The organism is Undibacterium sp. 14-3-2 (assembly GCF_016595265.1).
GTDB lineage: Bacteria > Pseudomonadota > Gammaproteobacteria > Burkholderiales > Burkholderiaceae_D > Undibacterium > Undibacterium aquatile.
On the sequence record NZ_JAENGS010000001.1, the window covers coordinates 239,161 to 256,551 of the forward strand.

Consider the following 17,391-nt stretch of genomic DNA (forward strand, 5'->3'; position numbering starts at 1 on the left):
AAATAACACTAATTAATTGTTTGTCATATATGCAATTCGCTGACGCCTTAGACCAAATAGAAAAATTGACTGGAAAATTACTCCAGCCAATTAACCCAACTACCTCGCCAATAGTCATTTCTAATTTTGATCGGTCACAAGAAAAATATTATTTACAAATAGACGGTGAGTCGAAGCAAAAAAGTCGATCGTTCAAAGAATTAGAAGAGATTTGGACGCAGTTGATTTTAAATGGCTACGCTAACGTTGACCAGGCACTATACGGGGCAGGCTCTAGTCGAAATCAGCCAGAAACAGTGTTGTCATATTTGCCCAACATTGAATATTTTAAATATGCAGACAAGAAACATTTACTATTTCGACTGAGTGAGACTCATGAACTTGGTACACAAAAAGAAGTTCTTGCAGCGGATCAACCAATATTAAAGAAGCAGATTGACACGCAGCGGTCGTTCAACATTGGAAAAACAGCGTTTACCCTTAAAACTAATGTACTGTTGTTGGAAGAAAAGATTAAATTTCTTGCCAAACGATTTTCAAATGAGAAATTTTTACCTGAGCTTGAAAATATTGCTTTTGCATTTCAATCTATACATTCTGATATTGCAGAGGCTATAGTGTCTCTGGATGAGAAATATTACGGGTCAAAGTCAAAGGTTTACAACAAATCCGAAATTTCACTATTGCAAGACACCAAACTTGATGAGTTGGCAGATTTGCCTTTGTTTACAGGTATTGAAAAAGAATCTGACATCACTGACGAATCTTTGGATGATGAAATTCGCGCAGAGAGCTATGTTCATCAGCCTGTTTTTAGGCGACAAACACCTACCCTGACCTTGCTTTATGAGCGGTTGCAATTTCATGAAATTGAAATGCAGCCTGCCTATCAACGCAGTGAAAGAATTTGGCTTCCGAAGATGAAGTCAAAGCTCATTGAATCCATTTTAATGGGACTGCCGCTTCCAGTATTCTATTTTGGTGAAAAACGTGATGGAAACTGGGTTGTAATTGATGGATTGCAGCGGCTTTCGACAATTCAAGATTTTATCTCTGATAAATTTACACTTACTGATCTCGAAAAAATTCCAACACTTAACGGGAAGAAATTCTCGGCGCTCAGCCGAGCTGAGGCTAGAAAGTTAAAAGAATCAGAAATTACAGCCTATATCATTGATGCAAGTGAGGGGAGTGAGGAAGCTGTGATTGAATTGTTTCACCGTATCAATACATACGGTGTTCCGCTCAGCGAACAGGAAATACGCAATGCTCTACACCTCGGGACCAGCGTTCAATTTTTAAGATTACTTGCGAATTCTCCGCAATTTAAAATTGCAACTAATGGTGTAGTTAATAAGAAGCGACAAAAAGATCTTGAGCTTTGTTTAGGCGCGATTGCATTTATGTTGATGGGTTTTAAATCGTACAACGAAAAAACCTATGACGATTTTCTGCGAAAAGCGATGAAAATATTAAATGAAGAATCTCTGGAGGTGAGTGATGATGGGGAAATTGAAGATGTAAAAAAATCTCTTTTATTGAGTAAATTGGCGACGAAGTTTGCAGATTCATTACTGTTCGCAAAAGAAATTTTTGGCGACGCAACATTTAGGAAAAATGTCAACTCTGGGAAGTCTGAACCATTGAGTAAACCGCTTTTTGAATTGATTACAGCAGTTTTTTCAAATTTGACTGTGGACCAAATGGAAGTAATTCGAGCTCATAAAGCAAAATTTGTTAGTAATTTTTTTGAGGCAGTAGAAAATGAATCCATTGAATACGCAGTTTGGACTTCCTCAGTATACAGCGAGAAAGGGAGGGGATTTGCTTATGCGATTTCCCAATCCACTAGTAAGAGAGTAACAGTGCTGTACCGATTTGATGCGCTCATCAATATTATTAAAATTTCTACCGGGGTCAACGTGGTTTTTAGTCCTTTGATTAAACGGGAAACGAATGCTTAATTCAATAAAATTAGAAAATTTTAAATGTTATCGAGATCTAGAAATAGGTTTTTCGTCGTTAACGATTTTTTGCGGCAACAATTCGGTGGGTAAAAGCACTGCCATTCAAGCACTAGCTGTACCTTTTCAATCTAAATTTCAAGACTACGTTCATTTAAACGGTGAATTGGTTAACCTAGGTTCTTATAAAGACATTCACTCGACTGATGCTGTGAATGAAGGCGATGAGCACATGGCGGTAGTGCTAGATTTTTCAGTTGATGCCGTAGCAGTTCAGTTTGGTTATGGCTTTGCAAGTGTAGATGACCAAACCTTATTGGGCAATAAATTGCAATCAAATGTAGAGCAACGTGCCCAAGCGACGTTAGGTGAATGGTATTTTTCCCAGGTTGGATTCCAATTTTTAGAGGCTGAAAGATTTGGGCCGAGAAATAGTTTTAGGCTAAATGAAAATAATGACATTATCGATTGGGTTGGCCCCAGAGGGGAATACACTATCGAGGTTATATACAAATTACTAAATAATGATCGGCGAGTATTTCCTAAAGACGCGTTAGATGCGCGTATGCATCCGGATTCAGAAAATTACAATATCCTTAAGAATATCGAATTTTGGATGTCAGAAATTTCGCCAGGGTTCAGTGTATCGCCTATTTTGGTAGAAGGCGCGCGCATTAGTCATGCAACTTTTAGCACACGAAATTCCACATTGCAGACAAAGCCAATCAATATGGGTTTTGGTCTTAGTTATGCACTTGGCATAGTTACAGCGCTCTTAGTCACAAAACCGAAAGGCTTAGTAGTTATTGAAAACCCTGAAGCACATCTGCATCCGAGAGGGCAAAGCTATTTGGGGCGTTTAATAGCTTTATCTGCATTGGCAGGGGTGCAAGTGATTGTTGAAACACATAGTGACCATTTATTAAATGGGATTAGAGTTATCGCTCGTTTGCGAAATGAGTATATTGACGGACAATTTAAAGTCTGTTTTGTTTCTGCATCTGATGGGAAAGCAGATTTAACAGAGATATCAATTGGTAAAAAGGGTGAATTGTCTAGCTGGCCAAGTGGGTTTTTTGACCAGCAAGCACAAGACATTCGCTCAATTATGAAAGGGGAGGAGGTTAGAAATATATGATGACTTCTACCTCTTTAGGCTCAATACATAGTTTTCCAAAATTTGAAGATGGTGCTGATGCAACTAGATTTGATGAAATTTTCAGTAAATTTCAAAAGGGTATTGAGAGTTTTAAGCTTTCACAGCGAAATAATTTGGAATTCGCGAAAGATTTTTTAGAGTATGAAGTGAGTGGAAAATCACTTTTTGAGCAACTTTATGATCTTGCGAATTATGACGATAGCGTTATTAATTTTTGGCTGCATGAGATTGAAATACTTATTGGTGCGGGAAAGTCTTATCGTGATACCGCTGAAATGTTGAATACATTGTTGGAAAGCTGTAATGATGAAGGCCCCTACAATTACGCATTTGCAACAGAAAATTTTTGGGTTGGCGTAAGCTCTGATTTACATGTGGCGAATTATTTTGATGTTTGCAGTAAAAATTCAAAAAAATTTAAATTTGGCGTTAAAAATGAGTTTCAATTTGTTGAAAGGGCAAAGAATATTTATGAGCATCTTCAGTTTCACGAGGATTTTTCTAAAACTTTAACTACGATCAAATCTGGAACTTACGATGACTATTTAGATCAGTTTAGTCATGCTTTTAATACTCTAAATCAGGCTTATCATCTTATCTCGAATAAGCCTGAAAGTAATGAAGAAGATTTAATTGTCATAAGAGAGACTTCATCGCGACTTGGACATCACCTTGAATGTACGCGGCAAGCCAAGAACAAGAAAACTTATTGCTTCCCTTCAGATGACGAAGTTGGCAAATACGAGGAAGTTAATTGCGAATATCATTTGAAATTAAATCACAATGATAGAGGTCAAAAATTAAGTCCAAAAAAATATAATCGTGCATATTTCGGTCTTAAATACTCATCGAAATATAGGCGAAAAATAATCAAGTTGGCACATTTAGGTGAGCATTGGTAAGTAAGAAAAAACGCCGCTAATTTGCGGCGTTTTTTTTGCAAAAAAGCTATATATCGGTCACATCAAACGTCAATATTCCCAGCCCGCAAAGCATTCGACTCAATAAACGCGCGACGCGGTTCAACATCATCGCCCATTAAAGTCGTAAAGATCTGATCCGCTGCAATCGCGTCTTCGATTTGCACTTTCAGCAGGCGGCGTACGGTTGGATCCATGGTGGTTTCCCAGAGTTGGCTAGGGTTCATTTCGCCCAGACCTTTGTAGCGTTGTTTGGAGACGCCGCGTTCGGCTTCTTCGCGCAGCCACAGCATGGCGTGGTGGAAATCCTGCACAGCGATTTCCTTGACGCGTTCGCCTTCACCACGGCGGATGAACGCGCCTTCGCCTAACAAGCCTTTAAATGTGGCAGCCGCGTTTTCCAATACTTTGTAATCGGCGCTGACAACGAAATCAGATTCGATATTGCTGACTTTGATATTGCCATGATGCAGGCGTTCTACACGCAGGGTGCGGGTGCCATTGACATCATCGTTGATGGCGACCACTTTGATCGCCGGGTCATTGATGGTGTTGGTCATTTGCTGAGCAGTTTGTTCGGTGCTTTCTGCGCTCTCAAAATTCAGGGTGACACCAGTCATGATCGCTGTCAGTGCGGCGCGGTCGATCAGGCGCGTCAGGCGCGTCATGATGGCATTGGCCAGATTGTATTGACGTACCAATTCGGCCAGTGCGTCGCCAGTGATAGGCGCTGCGCCTGTGCTTGGTATCAGCGATGCGTTGGTCAGTGCCACGGTCATCATGTATTGCGCTTCTTCGGCATCGTCTTTGAGGTAGCGTTCATCGCGGCCTGCTTTGACTTTGTAGAGTGGTGGTTGCGCGATGTAGATGTGGCCGCGTTCGACCAGTTGTGGCATCTGGCGATAGAACAGGGTCAGCAGCAAGGTGCGGATGTGGGCGCCGTCAACGTCGGCATCGGTCATGATGATGATGCGGTGATAACGTAATTTATCGGCGTTGAATTCGTCAGGGCCGATGGATGTGCCGAGGGTGGCGATCAGGGTGGTGATCTGTTCGCTCGACAGCATTTTTTCAAAGCGGGCTTTTTCTACGTTCAGCACTTTACCGCGCAATGGCAAAATCGCCTGGAATTTACGATCACGGCCTTGCTTCGCAGAGCCCCCCGCAGAGTCACCTTCGACGATATACAGTTCGCACAGGGCAGGGTCTTTTTCCTGGCAGTCGGCGAGTTTGGAAGATAAGCCTAAACCATCCATCACACCTTTGCGGCGGGTCAGTTCGCGGGCTTTGCGGGCCGCTTCGCGGGCGCGCGATGCTTCAACGATTTTGCCGCAAATAATTTTGGCATCGTTTGGTTTTTCAGCCAGATAATCTGTCAATGTTTTGGTGACGATTTCTTCGACAGGGCCGCGCACTTCGGAAGACACCAGCTTATCTTTTGTCTGCGAGCTGAATTTTGGTTCAGGTACTTTGACGGACAAGACGCAGGTTAAGCCTTCGCGCATATCATCGCCGGTGACTTCGACTTTGGCTTTCTTTGCGTATTCGTGTTCGTCGATATATTTATTGATCACGCGCGTCATCGCTGCACGCAAACCGGTCAGATGCGTTCCGCCGTCGCGTTGCGGAATATTATTGGTGAAACACAGCACTTGTTCGTTGTAGGCATCGTTCCATTGCATGGAAACGTCCACAGTGATGTTGGTGCCCTGATCCGACATTTTTTCGCCAGTTGCCTGGAAAATGGTTGGATGCAAGACCGATTTATTTTTGTTGATGTATTCAACGAAACCACGGGTGCCACCTTCAAAGGCAAATAATTCTTCTTTGCCGGTGCGGTGATCATTCAGTTTGATGCGTACGCCGTTATTCAGGAATGAGAGTTCGCGGATACGTTTTGCGAGGATCTCGTAATGAAATTCAACATGCGTGAAGATTTCTTCATCTGCCCAGAAATGGACTTCGGTGCCGCGTTTGTCAGTGTCACCGATGACTTTGATCGGGGAAGTGAGAACACCATCAACCGTTTCAAGTTCACGGTTTTGCGGAACACCACGGACAAATTCCATGGTGTGAACTTTGCCATCGCGGCGTATCGTCAGCTTCAGTAATTTGGACAAGCCATTCACGCAGGAAACACCGACACCATGCAAACCACCGGATACTTTGTACGAGTTCTGATCGAATTTACCACCTGCATGCAATTCGGTCATGACGATTTCGGCGGCGCTGCGTTTTGGTTCGTGCTTATCGTCCCATTTGATGCCGGTCGGAATGCCGCGACCGTTATCGGTAATGGAGATGGAATTGTCGGTGTGAATCGCAACGTTGATCTCGGTACAGTGTCCTGCCAGCGATTCGTCAATCGAGTTATCTAAAACTTCGAATACCAGATGATGCAAGCCGGTGCCGTCCGAGGTATCGCCAATGTACATGCCGGGGCGCTTACGCACGGCTTCCAGGCCTTCCAGAATCTGGATGGAGGATGCGCCGTATTGCGCTGAACTGGCGGCTTGGGCTGGAGTATTGTCTTGGTTGTTATCGGACATGGCTACCTTCTGTTGTGTTTACTGCGTGTTCAAGGGTGTTAACTCCCTCTTGCGTAGGTGTAAGAGGGCGGGGTGAAGGCAGAGCGAAACGCGGATCAGCAAGACTGCGCAGGATGCGGCGTGATGACGGTGCTTTCATCCCCAACCCTTCTTCTGCGGACAGAAGAAGGGGCAGAGCAAATCAGATTCGCATTGGCATCACGACGTATTTAAAGTCGGTGTTGTCAGGAATGGTGATCAGTGCAGATGAATTTGAATCGCCCAAAGCAATGTTGACTTGCTCGCACTTCAGGTTATTCAATACATCCAGCAGATAACTGACATTGAAACCGATATCGACGTTATCACCACCGTAGTCGATTTCAATTTCTTCCATCGCTTCTTCCTGATCGGCATTGGTCGACAAGATCTGCATGCTGCCAGGGATGATGACGCAGCGCACGCCTTTAAACTTGTCGCTGGTCATGATCGCGGCGCGTTGTAAAGAGCGCAGCAATTGTTCACGACCCAGAGTGAAATTGTTTTTGTAACCTTTAGGAATCACGCGGTTGAAGTCAGGGAATTTGCCTTCGACCAGTTTAGAAATCAACTCGATATCGGCAAACGTCAGTTTGACCTGGTTATTCGCGATGTCGATCTGCACAGGATCATCTTTGTCTTCCAGCAAGCGCTGCAATTCAATGATGGTTTTGCGCGGAATGATGACTTCGTGGCGTGGAAATTCTTGTTCGACTTCGACCTGGCAATACGCCAGACGGTGACCATCAGTGGCAACGGCGATGACGTTCTTGCCGTCGACCACCAGCAACAGACCATTCAGGTAATAACGGATATCTTGTTGCGCCATGGAGAAATGCACCATGTTGAACAAGTGCTTCAGTGTCTTTTGTGGCAGGTTCACGCTGGCATTGAAGTGCTCAGCCTGCGCCACTGTAGGAAATTCTTCTGCTGCCAGCGTCTGCAACGAGAAACGGGATTTGCCCGATTGCACGCTCATGCGCTTGTTATCCAGTTTCAAGACAACATCATTGTCATCCGGCAGGGCGCGCAAGATGTCCAGCAATTTACGCGCAGCGACTGTGGTGGCAACGTTCTCGCCGCCAGAGCCGATTTCTGCTTTGGTCGTGATCTGCACCTCGATGTCTGTCGAGAGGAACGACACTTGTTCGCCATCTTTGCGAATGAGGATATTGGCCAAAATCGGCAATGTGTGCCGACGCTCGACAATACCACTCACAATTTGCAAAGGCCGGAGCAGGGTATCCCGGTGGGTTTTAACCAATTGCATTTGAATATCCTCACTTATGTTGTTGATAAGGGACCTGATTTGTGGGCGCCTCAGTTAAGTTCACTGGCAGTCGCATCTCGCACGTTGCTGCATCTTGTTTTGCGATCTGCTTTCTGCCCGTGACTTTATCTGCTTCGTCTCTTATTACTTTTTATGTACTGCCTGACTACTTAAAAACTCACGCCTGACCCGAAAAGTGGGCGAGGCCTTTATACTTTGATTGCTGCTATCACTTCTGCATCATGATGGTTCGGTTATTTTAGCCCGACCAGACTTTCAAGCTTCAGTGATCAGCCCTTGAGCGTTTGTTCCAACACATGCAGCTCGTGGTTGCACTCAGGGTTTTTCGCGCGATCAGCCGTGATCTTGCGTACTGCATGCAAGACTGTGGTGTGATCGCGTCCGCCAAATAATTCACCAATTTCAGGCAAACTCTTTTGCGTCAGTTCTTTTGCCAGATACATCGCAATCTGGCGCGGTCTGGCGATATTGGCCGGACGTTTTTTAGAATACATATCGGCGACTTTGATATTGAAAAAGTCAGCCACGGTTTTCTGGATGTTTTCTACGGAAATCTGTCGGTTTTGCACCGACAACAAATCTTTCAGCGCTTCTTTCACAACATCGATCGTGATTTCTTTGCCATGGAAGCGGGAGTAAGCAAGAATCTTGCGCAGTGCGCCTTCCAGCTCACGCACATTTGAGCGCAGATGCTTGGCAACGAAAAACGCGACGTCGTCTGAAAAATGCACACCTTCGGAATGCGCTTTTTTGAGCAGAATCGCGACCCGCATTTCCAGTTCCGGTGGTTCAATGGCGACCGTCAGACCAGAGTCAAAACGCGAAATCAGGCGGTCATCCATCCCAGTGATTTCTTTTGGATAAGTATCACTGGTGATGATGATCTGTTTTTTCGCGGCGATCAGTGCTTCAAACGCATAGAAAAACTCTTCCTGCGTACGGCTTTTACCGCCAAAGAATTGAATATCATCGATCAGCAGCAGATCAAGCGAATGGTAATAGCGTTTGAATTCATCAAAACCCTTGCGCTGATATGCCGTGACAACGTCGCGTACATATTGCTCAGCGTGGATGTAGCGGATTTTCGCGTTCGGGTTGTCTACCAGAATCTGGTTACCTATCGCATGAATCAAATGCGTCTTACCGAGCCCGACGCCGCCATACAGAAACAGCGGGTTGTAAGATACGCCCGGATTATTCGCCACCTGTATCGCTGCGGCGCGTGCCAGTTGATTCGCTTTACCAGTAACGAAACTATCGAAAGTCAGTTCTACATTGATGCGGCTCAGATCGCGTCTTGGTGATGCTTCTGGCGCAGCCACAGCTTCTTGGACAATTTCGACATTGGCCGTGGAATGATCACCATCGCTACCGTTGCTTCGAGGTGCGGGTGTGGCTGGCTTTTTGCCGCCACGCGGATCAAGTACAAACTGCACTTCTACTTCATCGTCCCAGTATTGATTGGCTAATTCTGAAATGCGGTTAGCAAACTGGGCTTTGACCCAGTCGAGTTTAAAACGGTTGGGCGCAGCAATGCGCAGCTTGCCTTCTTCGAAGTCGAGCGGTACGAGAGGTTTGATCCAGGCGCTGTATTGTTGCGGTGGAAGCTCTTGCTCAAGTTGGGACGAACAGGCTTGCCAGAAATTTTCCATGTATGACTTTAATGTATAAAATGCAAATGCGCGGTGCCGAATCTATGAAGCGATTGCGAAATCAGTCTGCCATCCGGAAGCCGGAACGGCGCTTGTAGTTGAGTGAACGCAGACGAATTTCGCAACAGTTTCTTTTATCCTTTTTGAACTCATTGTATCTGAGTCAGATCAAAAAAGTTGCCTTAAAGGCATAAACCGGTGCCGCGCTAATCCTCTATTTTAACCGCGACTGCAAGAGTTATCCACAGCCTTGAGATTAAATTTATTCTTCCCTACGCACGACCGTACGTAAACGGGCTTTGATTAAATTTTGTGCTAAGTGATTGACACGTAAGCTAAAAATGGTGTCTAATTCAGGGTTCCCTACCCTCTTTTATTGGATGGTGCATCGTTTTTACGACATGCAACAAGCCATGAGCAGCGGTTTTGGGGCAGTAAAGGTGAAAAGCCTGACGTCAATTAAACGCAAGCCTTTACCCGTAATTCCGATTTTTTTTATTGCTCAAATAGCGAGACCAACATGAAACGTACTTACCAACCTTCCGTCGTTCGCCGCAAGCGCACCCACGGTTTCCGCGCACGTATGGCAACCCGCGGTGGCCGCGCTGTTCTGAACGCACGCCGTGCCAAAGGCCGTAAACGCCTGGCAGCTTGATTTTAAATTGTTGGTCTGCGGCAGCTCTGGCTGAAATCGCATGATCAATCATTTAACTGACCCAGTTCAGGCAGATGCAGGCGGTGCAGATTTTGCCCGCGTTCGTCGCATCGTTAAAACGGATGAGTTTTCATCCGTTTTTCGTTTGCGCCCCGTACAAAAAACGCCGCATTTTGTGCTGTATGCCAGAACCAATGATTTGCCGCACGCTCGTCTGGGTGTTGTTGCTGCCAAGCGCTTTGCGCCCCGGGCGGTGACACGCAACACGATCAAGCGCGTCACGCGTGAGATCTTCCGGTGCTCAGCGTTGCAAAACGTGGATTGTATTGTGCGCTTATCCAGACCAGTGAACAGCAAAGACGGTCCTGCGACAACTGCCCAGCTCAAACGTGAGCTGCGGGCGGAAATCGTGCGTCTGTTCGCTGCGCCTGCTTGTAAGGCTGGCTGATATGAAAACACTGCTGCTCCTGTTGCTACGCTTTTATAAGTACGCAATCAGTCCTATGTTGGGGCAGAATTGTCGTTTTTACCCCAGTTGTTCTGAATATGCAGCAGAGGCGATTCAGCTGCATGGTGCCGTTAAGGGAAGTTATTTAGCCGGCAAACGCCTGTGCAAATGTCATCCCTGGCATCCTGGTGGCGTGGATAATGTTCCACCTGCCGGTGAAAAAAATAAGACCGTCCCCACATCCGACAAGTGTTGCCACGATCATACTGGCGACACTGGTCATTCCTCACACCTTTCCTGACATACACAAATGGATATCAAACGTACCGTCCTGTGGGTTATTTTCTCTATGTCGCTGTTGCTCCTGTGGGACAACTGGATGCGCCACAATGGCAAATCGTCCATGTTTTTTCCTTCCGCGACCACGCAGCAAAGTAAAAATGCCAATGCTCCGGCTTCTGCCTCCGCTGTGGCCGCACCAACACCGGCAGTCAGTGCAAATGGCGCTCCGGTCTCTGCGAATAACCCTGCCGTTGCTCCTGTCAAGAGCGAGATCATCACGATCACGACTGACGTGATGAAAGCCGATATCGACACGCTGGGTGGTGAGGTTCGACGTCTTGAATTGTTGAAATACAAAGAGGACGCTAAACACGAGCATTTCTACACGCCGTTTCTGGAAGCCGTTGGCTTGAAAGAAAAGACAGAAAATCACAAAAATGTTGTTCTGTTTGATGCGGGTGACAAGCGGATTTATCTGGCGCAGACTGGCCTGATCAACGGTGCGTTTCCTAACCATAAATCTGTGTTTGTTGCGAAACCAGGCAAACGTACGCTGGATGCAGATAGCAGCGTTCAATTGGTGCTGGAGTCAGAACAGAATGGTGTGAAACTGACGAAAACCTTTACCTTCAAAAAAGGTGATTACGCAGTCGGCGTTCAACATACGGTCAGCAACAACAGCACAGCGGCGATTACTCCATCACTGTACTTGCAGTTAATTCACGATGGCACAAAACCAGATGGCGGCTCGATGTTCACCGGCCCAAGTGAATTTTATGCACCGGCAATCTATACCGATGCTGAAAAATTCCAGAAACTGGATTTTGAAAAAATTCATAAAGCGGAAAAAGAACTGGCCGGCAGCAGCAACAACAGCCATGCGAAATCAGCCGATAACGGCTGGGTTGCAGTGATACAGCATTTCTTTGTTTCTGCATTTGTACCGCACGACAAGGGGGCGCGTGAGTTCCGTACGGAACAAGTGAAAGAGAATGTCTTCTCAGTCAGCACAGTATTGCCGCTGGGTAGTATCGCTCCGGGTGCAAGCAAATCTAGTGATGCTGTTTTATATTCTGGTCCGCAATCGACTGCCACATTAGAAAAAATTGCTCCAGGTTTAGAGCTGGTGAAAGACTACGGCATCCTGGCAATTATCGCTAAACCATTGTTTGGTCTGATGGAGTTGATACACGGTCTGATTGGTAACTGGGGCTGGACTATCGTTGCCTTCACTATTGCAATCAAACTGGCCTTGTTCCCATTGTCAGCGGCTGGCTATCGCAGTATGGCGAAAATGAAAGTGGTTACACCGAAGATGCAGGCAGTGCGCGAGCGTTATAAAAACGATCCGCAAAAAATGAATCAGGCGATGATGGAGTTGTACAAAACTGAGAAGATCAATCCGCTTGGCGGCTGCTTCCCTATCCTGATCCAGATGCCGATTTTCCTGGCCCTGTACTGGGTATTGCAAGCCAGTGTGGAAATGCGCGGCGCGCCGTGGATGGGCTGGATCACTGATCTGACCGCACCTGATCCGCTGTTCATTTTGCCGGTGATTTATGCGATCTCGATGTACATCACAACCAAGCTCAATCCGGCACCAGCAGATCCTATGCAGGCGAAGATGATGATGTTCATGCCGTTAGCATTTTCCGTCATGTTCTTCTTCTTCCCATCCGGTCTGGTACTGTACTGGGTCGTGAATAATATTCTGTCGATAGGTCAGCAATGGGTGATCAACAATAAATTGATTCCACCTGAGCACAAGGCTTAACGTCACACCAGAAAAAAGCCCGCGTCGTGCGGGCTTTTTTTATCGCTGCAACGATGTTCAGGCTGCAAGACGTACCTTCAGCTTGTCGCATTTCAGTCACAGCTATTCAGACAATTCTGCACTTGAAGAGTGCAAGCACAGATAGAATTTCAACATGACTTACGATCCTATTCCCATCGCCGCCATTGCCACTGCCCCCGGACGCGGAGGCATCGGAGTTGTGCGGATTTCCGGTAAAAATCTGGCTGCCGTAATGACAGCGTTGTTTGGCAGCATCCAGTTAAAACCCCGTCACGCAACTTATCTGCCTTTTACGCAAGCGGATGGCACGGTCATTGATCAGGGCATCGCGCTGTATTTCAAAGCGCCGCATTCGTATACCGGCGAAGACGTGATTGAGTTGCAAGGACATGGCGGCCCGGTCGTCATGCAAATGTTACTGAGTCGCTGTCTGGAAGCTGGTAAAGAATCTGGTCTGCGCTTGGCAGAGCCGGGTGAATTCACACAACGCGCTTTTTTGAATGACAAACTCGATCTGGCGCAGGCAGAGGCCGTCTCCGATCTGATTGAAGCATCGACCGAAGCTGCTGCGAAATCGGCTTCGCAATCCTTGTCCGGCGCATTTTCTAAAGTGATTCATGCCTTGGTGGAGAAGGTCGTGCATCTGCGTATGTTGGTCGAGGCGACACTGGATTTTCCTGAGGAAGAAATCGATTTTCTCGAAAAATCAAATGCACGAGGTCAGCTATCGGTGATACAGAGCGCTTTGCAAAAAGTGTTCGAACAGGCCGCGCAGGGCGCATTACTGCGTCAGGGTTTGAATGTGGTGCTGGCCGGGCAGCCTAATGTCGGTAAATCTTCTTTACTTAATTCGCTGGCTGGTGATGATGTGGCAATCGTCACACCGATTGCCGGCACGACCCGCGATAAAGTGACGGAAACCATCCACATCGAAGGCATACCGTTGAATATCATCGACACCGCAGGTATCCGGCATGAGCATGATGATGCAGAGCCGGGCGGCATCGTGAATGCCATTGATACGGTTGAGCGTATTGGCATTGAGCGCACCTGGGCTGAGGTTGAAAAGGCCGATGTGATTTTGCATCTGCTGGATGCCAGCCGCGGCCCGACCCGCGCTGACGAAGCCATTGTCGCCCGCTTTCCTGATGGTGTTCCGGTGATTCGCGTCTGGAATAAGATTGATCTCTCTGGTCATCATGCCAGCGTTGATTCTATGGATGATGCGACGCATATTTATCTGTCCGCCTCTGAGCATATCGGCATCGATCTGTTGCGCAAGGAGTTATTGCGCATCGCTGGTTGGCAGCAGACGGGTGAATCCTTATATCTGGCCCGCGAACGGCATCTGATTGCGTTGAAGCAAGCACATGAACATCTGCAAAATGCGGCTGAATACGCCGCGCAAAATGATCAGTCGCTGGATTTATTCGCCGAAGAACTGCGCCTGACACAAGATCGCCTCAACAGCATCACCGGTGAATTCACGTCGGACGATTTGCTGGGTGTGATTTTCTCGCGTTTCTGTATAGGAAAGTAGACCGACAGTTCTTGACGGCAGAATGATCTGTAATCGCCGTGTTGGGGTAATTTGTTCTGATACAAAGCTAAAAAAGCTGACCAAACGGTCAGCTTTTTTTATGGTGATGAGCGGAATGATTTGCGTCACACTGCCGCAATGTCGCTGAGCAGGGTATCAAAGCTGGTGTACAGTGCATTACTTCTGAGCAGACGGCTACTCTGTCCATCGCTGATAATCAACGCCGGTACTCCTTGTACGCCGAAACTGTGCATCATTTCCTGTGCGTTGCGGATACGCTTCCGGTGACGGTCGCGCAGGGCATCGTCGGGTGATGTCAGATTGTCTGCAGCACGATTAAAATTGTTATTGCGTAAAACGGTGGTCACGACAGACCAATCGCAGGTGTCCTGTGCGTACAGATAACGGGCTTCCTGTAACAGCCTGAGTGCGTCGAGTTCCCTTTCCGGTGCGCTCATCGCAACCGCGCTGAGCGCCATGGTTGCTGCTGCCGAATTGAACCGGCTACCCGGCTTACTCAGAATGTGCGAGCGGTATTCCGGAGTAAAGCGTTGTCCTGTGAGTTTTTCGATACGCTGATCATTTGACCATGCGTAACCAGCAAACGCCGCATCCAAGACGCGTCCGCCGCTGTCCGAAAACAGGCCTGATGGTGCCAGCACCAGCGTGATATCGCTTTGTTCGCTCAGCTTTCCTATCATCGGTGCCGCACCGTAACACCAGCCACACAAGGGATCAAACAAATAGGTGATTGTCGTTTTCATGTTGCATTCTCCTTACCACTTCATTTCGCCTTTGTTGACCTTGGCGCCGATGTCCAGCGACATACTACCAGCGCTGATCTGCGGATAGGCCTGCTTCATTGCATTGATCAGCTCTGCACTATTGCTGCTGGTCGCGAGTTTTTTCTCAAATGTTTGCAGATAATCTTTAGTGAACGTGATGTCGCTGATATCGATTTTTGTTCCTGATTGCATGTGGCTGGGCACGACGATTTCAGGTTTCAGCGCCGCCATTTCATCCAGTTGTGCGACCCAGGCGGCACGCTCTGCTGCGGTTTGTGTGTCTGCTGTCCAGACATGCATCTGACCGAAAACACCGATGTTACCGACAATGGCTTTAATGGACGGAATCCAGGTATACGGGCGGTGCGCCAGTACGCCTTGTGTGCCGCGGATCTCAATGGTTTGCCCTTCCAGCGTCAGCGTATTACCTGACAATGCTCGCGGTACCACTGGTTTGCGCGGTGCATTTGCGCCCATTTTAGGTCCCCAGAATGCGACTTTACCTGCTAGTTTCGGCATCAGCTTCTCCAGCACAGCCGGAGTCGTTACGACGTCAGCCTGAGGAAATATTTCTTTCAGCGTTTCCACACCAAAGTAGTAATCGGGATCAGCCTGACTGACATAGATGGTCGTCAATTGTTTTCCACTATCGAGTACATTGGCGGCAATACGCAGTGCGTCTGCGCGGGTAAAGCCGGCGTCAATGACCATCGCATCTTTCTCGCCATACACCAGGGTTGAATTAACGTTAAAACTATTGCCGTCCGCGTTGTACACCTTCACTTGCAGCGGTTGTGCTGCGTGTGCAGAGGTGAAAGCGATGGCGAGAGATGCGGCGACGATGGATGTGCGGATCATGGTGAACTCCTGTTGAGGATTAAAAAAACTGTTTTGCAGTACAGGTAGCTACTATAGTTTCAGTATTTGTACAGATAAATACGCTAAAGTGCGCATAACTGTTTCATAAAATGAGCTAATGATGGATAGACTGATTGCAATGCAAGTGTTTACCGAGGTGGCAAAGAGTGGCAGTTTTACGGCAACTGCTGACAAGCTCGATATGTCGCGTGCGATGGTCACGCGCTACGTCAGTGAGCTCGAACAATGGCTGGGCGCACGTCTGCTGCAACGGACGACGCGACGCGTGACGCTGACCGATGCCGGTGAAAACTGTTTACGGCGCAGTGAGCAAATGATGGCGCTGATGGAAAACATGGAAGAAGAAACCGGCAGCCACGAAGGCGAATTGAGGGGGCAGTTGCGCATTACTTGCAGCATGTCATTTGCCTATGCGCAGATCGCGGCAGCGATTGTGGAATTTTTGAAACGCTATCCGCAGCTAAAAATTGATCTGAACATCAGTGAAGGCGCGCTGAATCTGGTCGATGCCCGCATAGATCTGGCTATTCGCATCAGCGCTGAACCTGATCCCAGTCTGATAGGGCGGGTACTGGCACCGTGCTCTTCAGTTCTGGTTGCGTCTCCCGCGTATCTTCGTGCTCATGGTATGCCACAGACACCAGCCGAACTGGCGGCACACCGTGGCCTCAGCTATGCCAATTTTGGTAAAAGTGTGTGGACTCTCAGGCGCGGGGAGGAACTGGTATCCGTCAGAATCAGCAGCTATTTCAGCGCCAATGAAGCAAGCGCATTGTTGTGCGCTGCGCAGGCAGGCGGGGGGATTGCGCTGCAACCTGTTTATCTGGCAAAACCGCATCTGGAAGACGGAAGTCTGCAAGTGGTGCTGCCCGAATGGCAATTGCCCGACATGTCTATCTATGCGCTATACCCGTCACGCAAACATTTGTCGCCAGCGGTAAGGGCTTTACTGGATTTTCTGGCAGAGCGCTTTGCCAATAGGACGTGGTAGTGATGAATACCGGTTGACTGAATATGCTCGCTGTCGATGACGACGGGCAGCATCACACCACTTTGTTTAATTCCACCAGCACCGCATTTCTGAGTATGCGCAAATAAAAGTAGTCGCACAAAAACAATATGATCCATGCAAATCCTACTTGGACAAATGTCTGCAACATGAACGAACCGCCAGACGAGGTTGTTGACGGAAAAATATAAAAAATACAGACCAGGATGCCGACAAAGACGGCTCGCCAATGGCTCCATTGTGTAGAAAAGGACGTCTTTTCTGCTTCTGCCAGCAAGCGCGGATAGTTCGCAGGGGCGACCGATTTCAGCTCAGGAATGGCTGACAAAACCGCACTGATACCGAATGTATTGATCATGCTTTGCTTCAGGTGTCTGTATTTCAGGATGGATAGAAACGGTAAGTTTGTTGTTCTTTATGTAGAAGTAAATACATGTTTATTTTA

Annotated in this window: 15 protein-coding genes; 9 read left to right on the plus strand and 6 right to left on the minus strand. The window is 47.3% G+C overall.

Translation table 11 applies throughout. From position 1 onward, the window contains the following. Window positions 1-29 precede the first annotated feature (29 nt). From Undi14_RS01045 to Undi14_RS01055, 3 genes are read left to right on the plus strand one after another with little or no spacing between them, the layout of a single operon-like run. Window positions 30-1,964: a DUF262 domain-containing protein gene (locus Undi14_RS01045; protein ID WP_200177588.1), complete on the plus strand. Its 1,935-nt coding sequence runs from the start codon at window positions 30-32 to the stop codon at window positions 1,962-1,964. After that, window positions 1,957-3,102, plus strand: a complete 1,146-nt coding sequence (locus Undi14_RS01050; RefSeq protein ID WP_200177589.1) for a DUF3696 domain-containing protein — start codon at window positions 1,957-1,959, stop codon at window positions 3,100-3,102. Before Undi14_RS01045 ends, Undi14_RS01050 begins: the two co-directional genes overlap by 8 nt. Next, window positions 3,099-4,025, plus strand: coding sequence for a hypothetical protein (locus tag Undi14_RS01055; protein ID WP_200177590.1), 927 nt, complete (start codon window positions 3,099-3,101; stop codon window positions 4,023-4,025). The genes Undi14_RS01050 and Undi14_RS01055 overlap by 4 nt, the downstream gene beginning before the upstream one ends. 62 nt (window positions 4,026-4,087) lie before the next feature. Here the strand turns inward: Undi14_RS01055 and gyrB are convergent, their stop codons facing one another. From gyrB to dnaA, 3 genes are all read right to left on the minus strand, one after another. Continuing rightward, complete coding sequence (gyrB, locus tag Undi14_RS01060; protein WP_200177591.1) at window positions 4,088-6,592, minus strand: DNA topoisomerase (ATP-hydrolyzing) subunit B; 2,505 nt, start codon at window positions 6,590-6,592, stop codon at window positions 4,088-4,090. Window positions 6,593-6,773: 181 nt separating this feature from the next. Next, window positions 6,774-7,880, minus strand: coding sequence for a DNA polymerase III subunit beta (gene dnaN, locus Undi14_RS01065; RefSeq protein WP_200177592.1), 1,107 nt, complete (start codon window positions 7,878-7,880; stop codon window positions 6,774-6,776). Window positions 7,881-8,170: 290 nt separating this feature from the next. Further along, complete coding sequence (gene dnaA, locus Undi14_RS01070) at window positions 8,171-9,553, minus strand: chromosomal replication initiator protein DnaA (protein WP_200177593.1); 1,383 nt, start codon at window positions 9,551-9,553, stop codon at window positions 8,171-8,173. Between the two features lie 520 nt (window positions 9,554-10,073). Between dnaA and rpmH the strand changes: the two genes are divergently transcribed. The 5 genes from rpmH (at window position 10,074) to mnmE (ending at window position 14,273) form a co-directional block, all read left to right on the plus strand. Next, a complete protein-coding gene (gene rpmH, locus Undi14_RS01075; protein WP_061535510.1) occupies window positions 10,074-10,208 on the plus strand; it encodes a 50S ribosomal protein L34 in 135 nt (44 codons plus the stop codon). 40 nt (window positions 10,209-10,248) lie between these two features. After that, window positions 10,249-10,656 carry a ribonuclease P protein component gene (rnpA, locus tag Undi14_RS01080; protein WP_186883995.1) on the plus strand — a complete coding sequence of 136 codons (408 nt, stop codon included), beginning with the start codon at window positions 10,249-10,251 and terminating at the stop codon, window positions 10,654-10,656. A 1-nt stretch (window position 10,657) separates the two neighbouring features. Then, window positions 10,658-10,957: a membrane protein insertion efficiency factor YidD gene (yidD, locus tag Undi14_RS01085; RefSeq protein WP_186896068.1), complete on the plus strand. Its 300-nt coding sequence runs from the start codon at window positions 10,658-10,660 to the stop codon at window positions 10,955-10,957. Between the two features lie 9 nt (window positions 10,958-10,966). After that, entirely contained in the window at window positions 10,967-12,712 is a 1,746-nt protein-coding gene (gene yidC / locus Undi14_RS01090; protein WP_200177594.1) for a membrane protein insertase YidC, read from the plus strand. Window positions 12,713-12,866: 154 nt separating this feature from the next. After that, window positions 12,867-14,273, plus strand: coding sequence for a tRNA uridine-5-carboxymethylaminomethyl(34) synthesis GTPase MnmE (gene mnmE / locus Undi14_RS01095; protein WP_200177595.1), 1,407 nt, complete (start codon window positions 12,867-12,869; stop codon window positions 14,271-14,273). Between the two features lie 125 nt (window positions 14,274-14,398). On the opposite strand, the gene Undi14_RS01100 is transcribed toward mnmE, so the two are convergent. Next, window positions 14,399-15,037 carry a DsbA family protein gene (locus tag Undi14_RS01100; RefSeq protein ID WP_200177596.1) on the minus strand — a complete coding sequence of 213 codons (639 nt, stop codon included), beginning with the start codon at window positions 15,035-15,037 and terminating at the stop codon, window positions 14,399-14,401. A 12-nt stretch (window positions 15,038-15,049) separates the two neighbouring features. Beyond that, window positions 15,050-15,916 (minus strand): MBL fold metallo-hydrolase, encoded by an 867-nt coding sequence (locus Undi14_RS01105; RefSeq protein ID WP_200177597.1) that lies wholly within the window; start codon window positions 15,914-15,916, stop codon window positions 15,050-15,052. Window positions 15,917-16,037: 121 nt separating this feature from the next. Here Undi14_RS01105 and Undi14_RS01110 point away from each other — a divergent pair, with 121 nt between their 5' ends. Next, entirely contained in the window at window positions 16,038-16,928 is an 891-nt protein-coding gene (locus Undi14_RS01110; RefSeq protein ID WP_200177598.1) for a LysR family transcriptional regulator, read from the plus strand. A 52-nt stretch (window positions 16,929-16,980) separates the two neighbouring features. Here Undi14_RS01110 and Undi14_RS01115 read toward each other — a convergent pair whose 3' ends face one another. After that, window positions 16,981-17,304, minus strand: a complete 324-nt coding sequence (locus Undi14_RS01115) for a hypothetical protein (protein WP_200177599.1) — start codon at window positions 17,302-17,304, stop codon at window positions 16,981-16,983. Window positions 17,305-17,391 lie beyond the last annotated feature (87 nt).

What these genes read in the sequence shown, in the direction of transcription:
- rnpA (WP_186883995.1), top strand. Translation starts at nt 10,249, where the DNA reads ATGATCAATCATTTAACTGACCCAGTTCAGGCAGATGCAGGCGGTGCA.
- Undi14_RS01055 (WP_200177590.1), top strand. Translation starts at nt 3,099, where the DNA reads ATGATGACTTCTACCTCTTTAGGCTCAATACATAGTTTTCCAAAATTT.
- Undi14_RS01110 (WP_200177598.1), top strand. Translation starts at nt 16,038, where the DNA reads ATGGATAGACTGATTGCAATGCAAGTGTTTACCGAGGTGGCAAAGAGT.
- rpmH (WP_061535510.1), top strand. Translation starts at nt 10,074, where the DNA reads ATGAAACGTACTTACCAACCTTCCGTCGTTCGCCGCAAGCGCACCCAC.
- Undi14_RS01100 (WP_200177596.1), bottom strand. Translation starts at nt 15,037, where the DNA reads ATGAAAACGACAATCACCTATTTGTTTGATCCCTTGTGTGGCTGGTGT.
- dnaA (WP_200177593.1), bottom strand. Translation starts at nt 9,553, where the DNA reads ATGGAAAATTTCTGGCAAGCCTGTTCGTCCCAACTTGAGCAAGAGCTT.
- Undi14_RS01105 (WP_200177597.1), bottom strand. Translation starts at nt 15,916, where the DNA reads ATGATCCGCACATCCATCGTCGCCGCATCTCTCGCCATCGCTTTCACC.
- Undi14_RS01045 (WP_200177588.1), top strand. Translation starts at nt 30, where the DNA reads ATGCAATTCGCTGACGCCTTAGACCAAATAGAAAAATTGACTGGAAAA.
- Undi14_RS01050 (WP_200177589.1), top strand. Translation starts at nt 1,957, where the DNA reads ATGCTTAATTCAATAAAATTAGAAAATTTTAAATGTTATCGAGATCTA.
- Undi14_RS01115 (WP_200177599.1), bottom strand. Translation starts at nt 17,304, where the DNA reads ATGATCAATACATTCGGTATCAGTGCGGTTTTGTCAGCCATTCCTGAG.
- gyrB (WP_200177591.1), bottom strand. Translation starts at nt 6,592, where the DNA reads ATGTCCGATAACAACCAAGACAATACTCCAGCCCAAGCCGCCAGTTCA.
- mnmE (WP_200177595.1), top strand. Translation starts at nt 12,867, where the DNA reads ATGACTTACGATCCTATTCCCATCGCCGCCATTGCCACTGCCCCCGGA.
- yidC (WP_200177594.1), top strand. Translation starts at nt 10,967, where the DNA reads ATGGATATCAAACGTACCGTCCTGTGGGTTATTTTCTCTATGTCGCTG.
- dnaN (WP_200177592.1), bottom strand. Translation starts at nt 7,880, where the DNA reads ATGCAATTGGTTAAAACCCACCGGGATACCCTGCTCCGGCCTTTGCAA.
- yidD (WP_186896068.1), top strand. Translation starts at nt 10,658, where the DNA reads ATGAAAACACTGCTGCTCCTGTTGCTACGCTTTTATAAGTACGCAATC.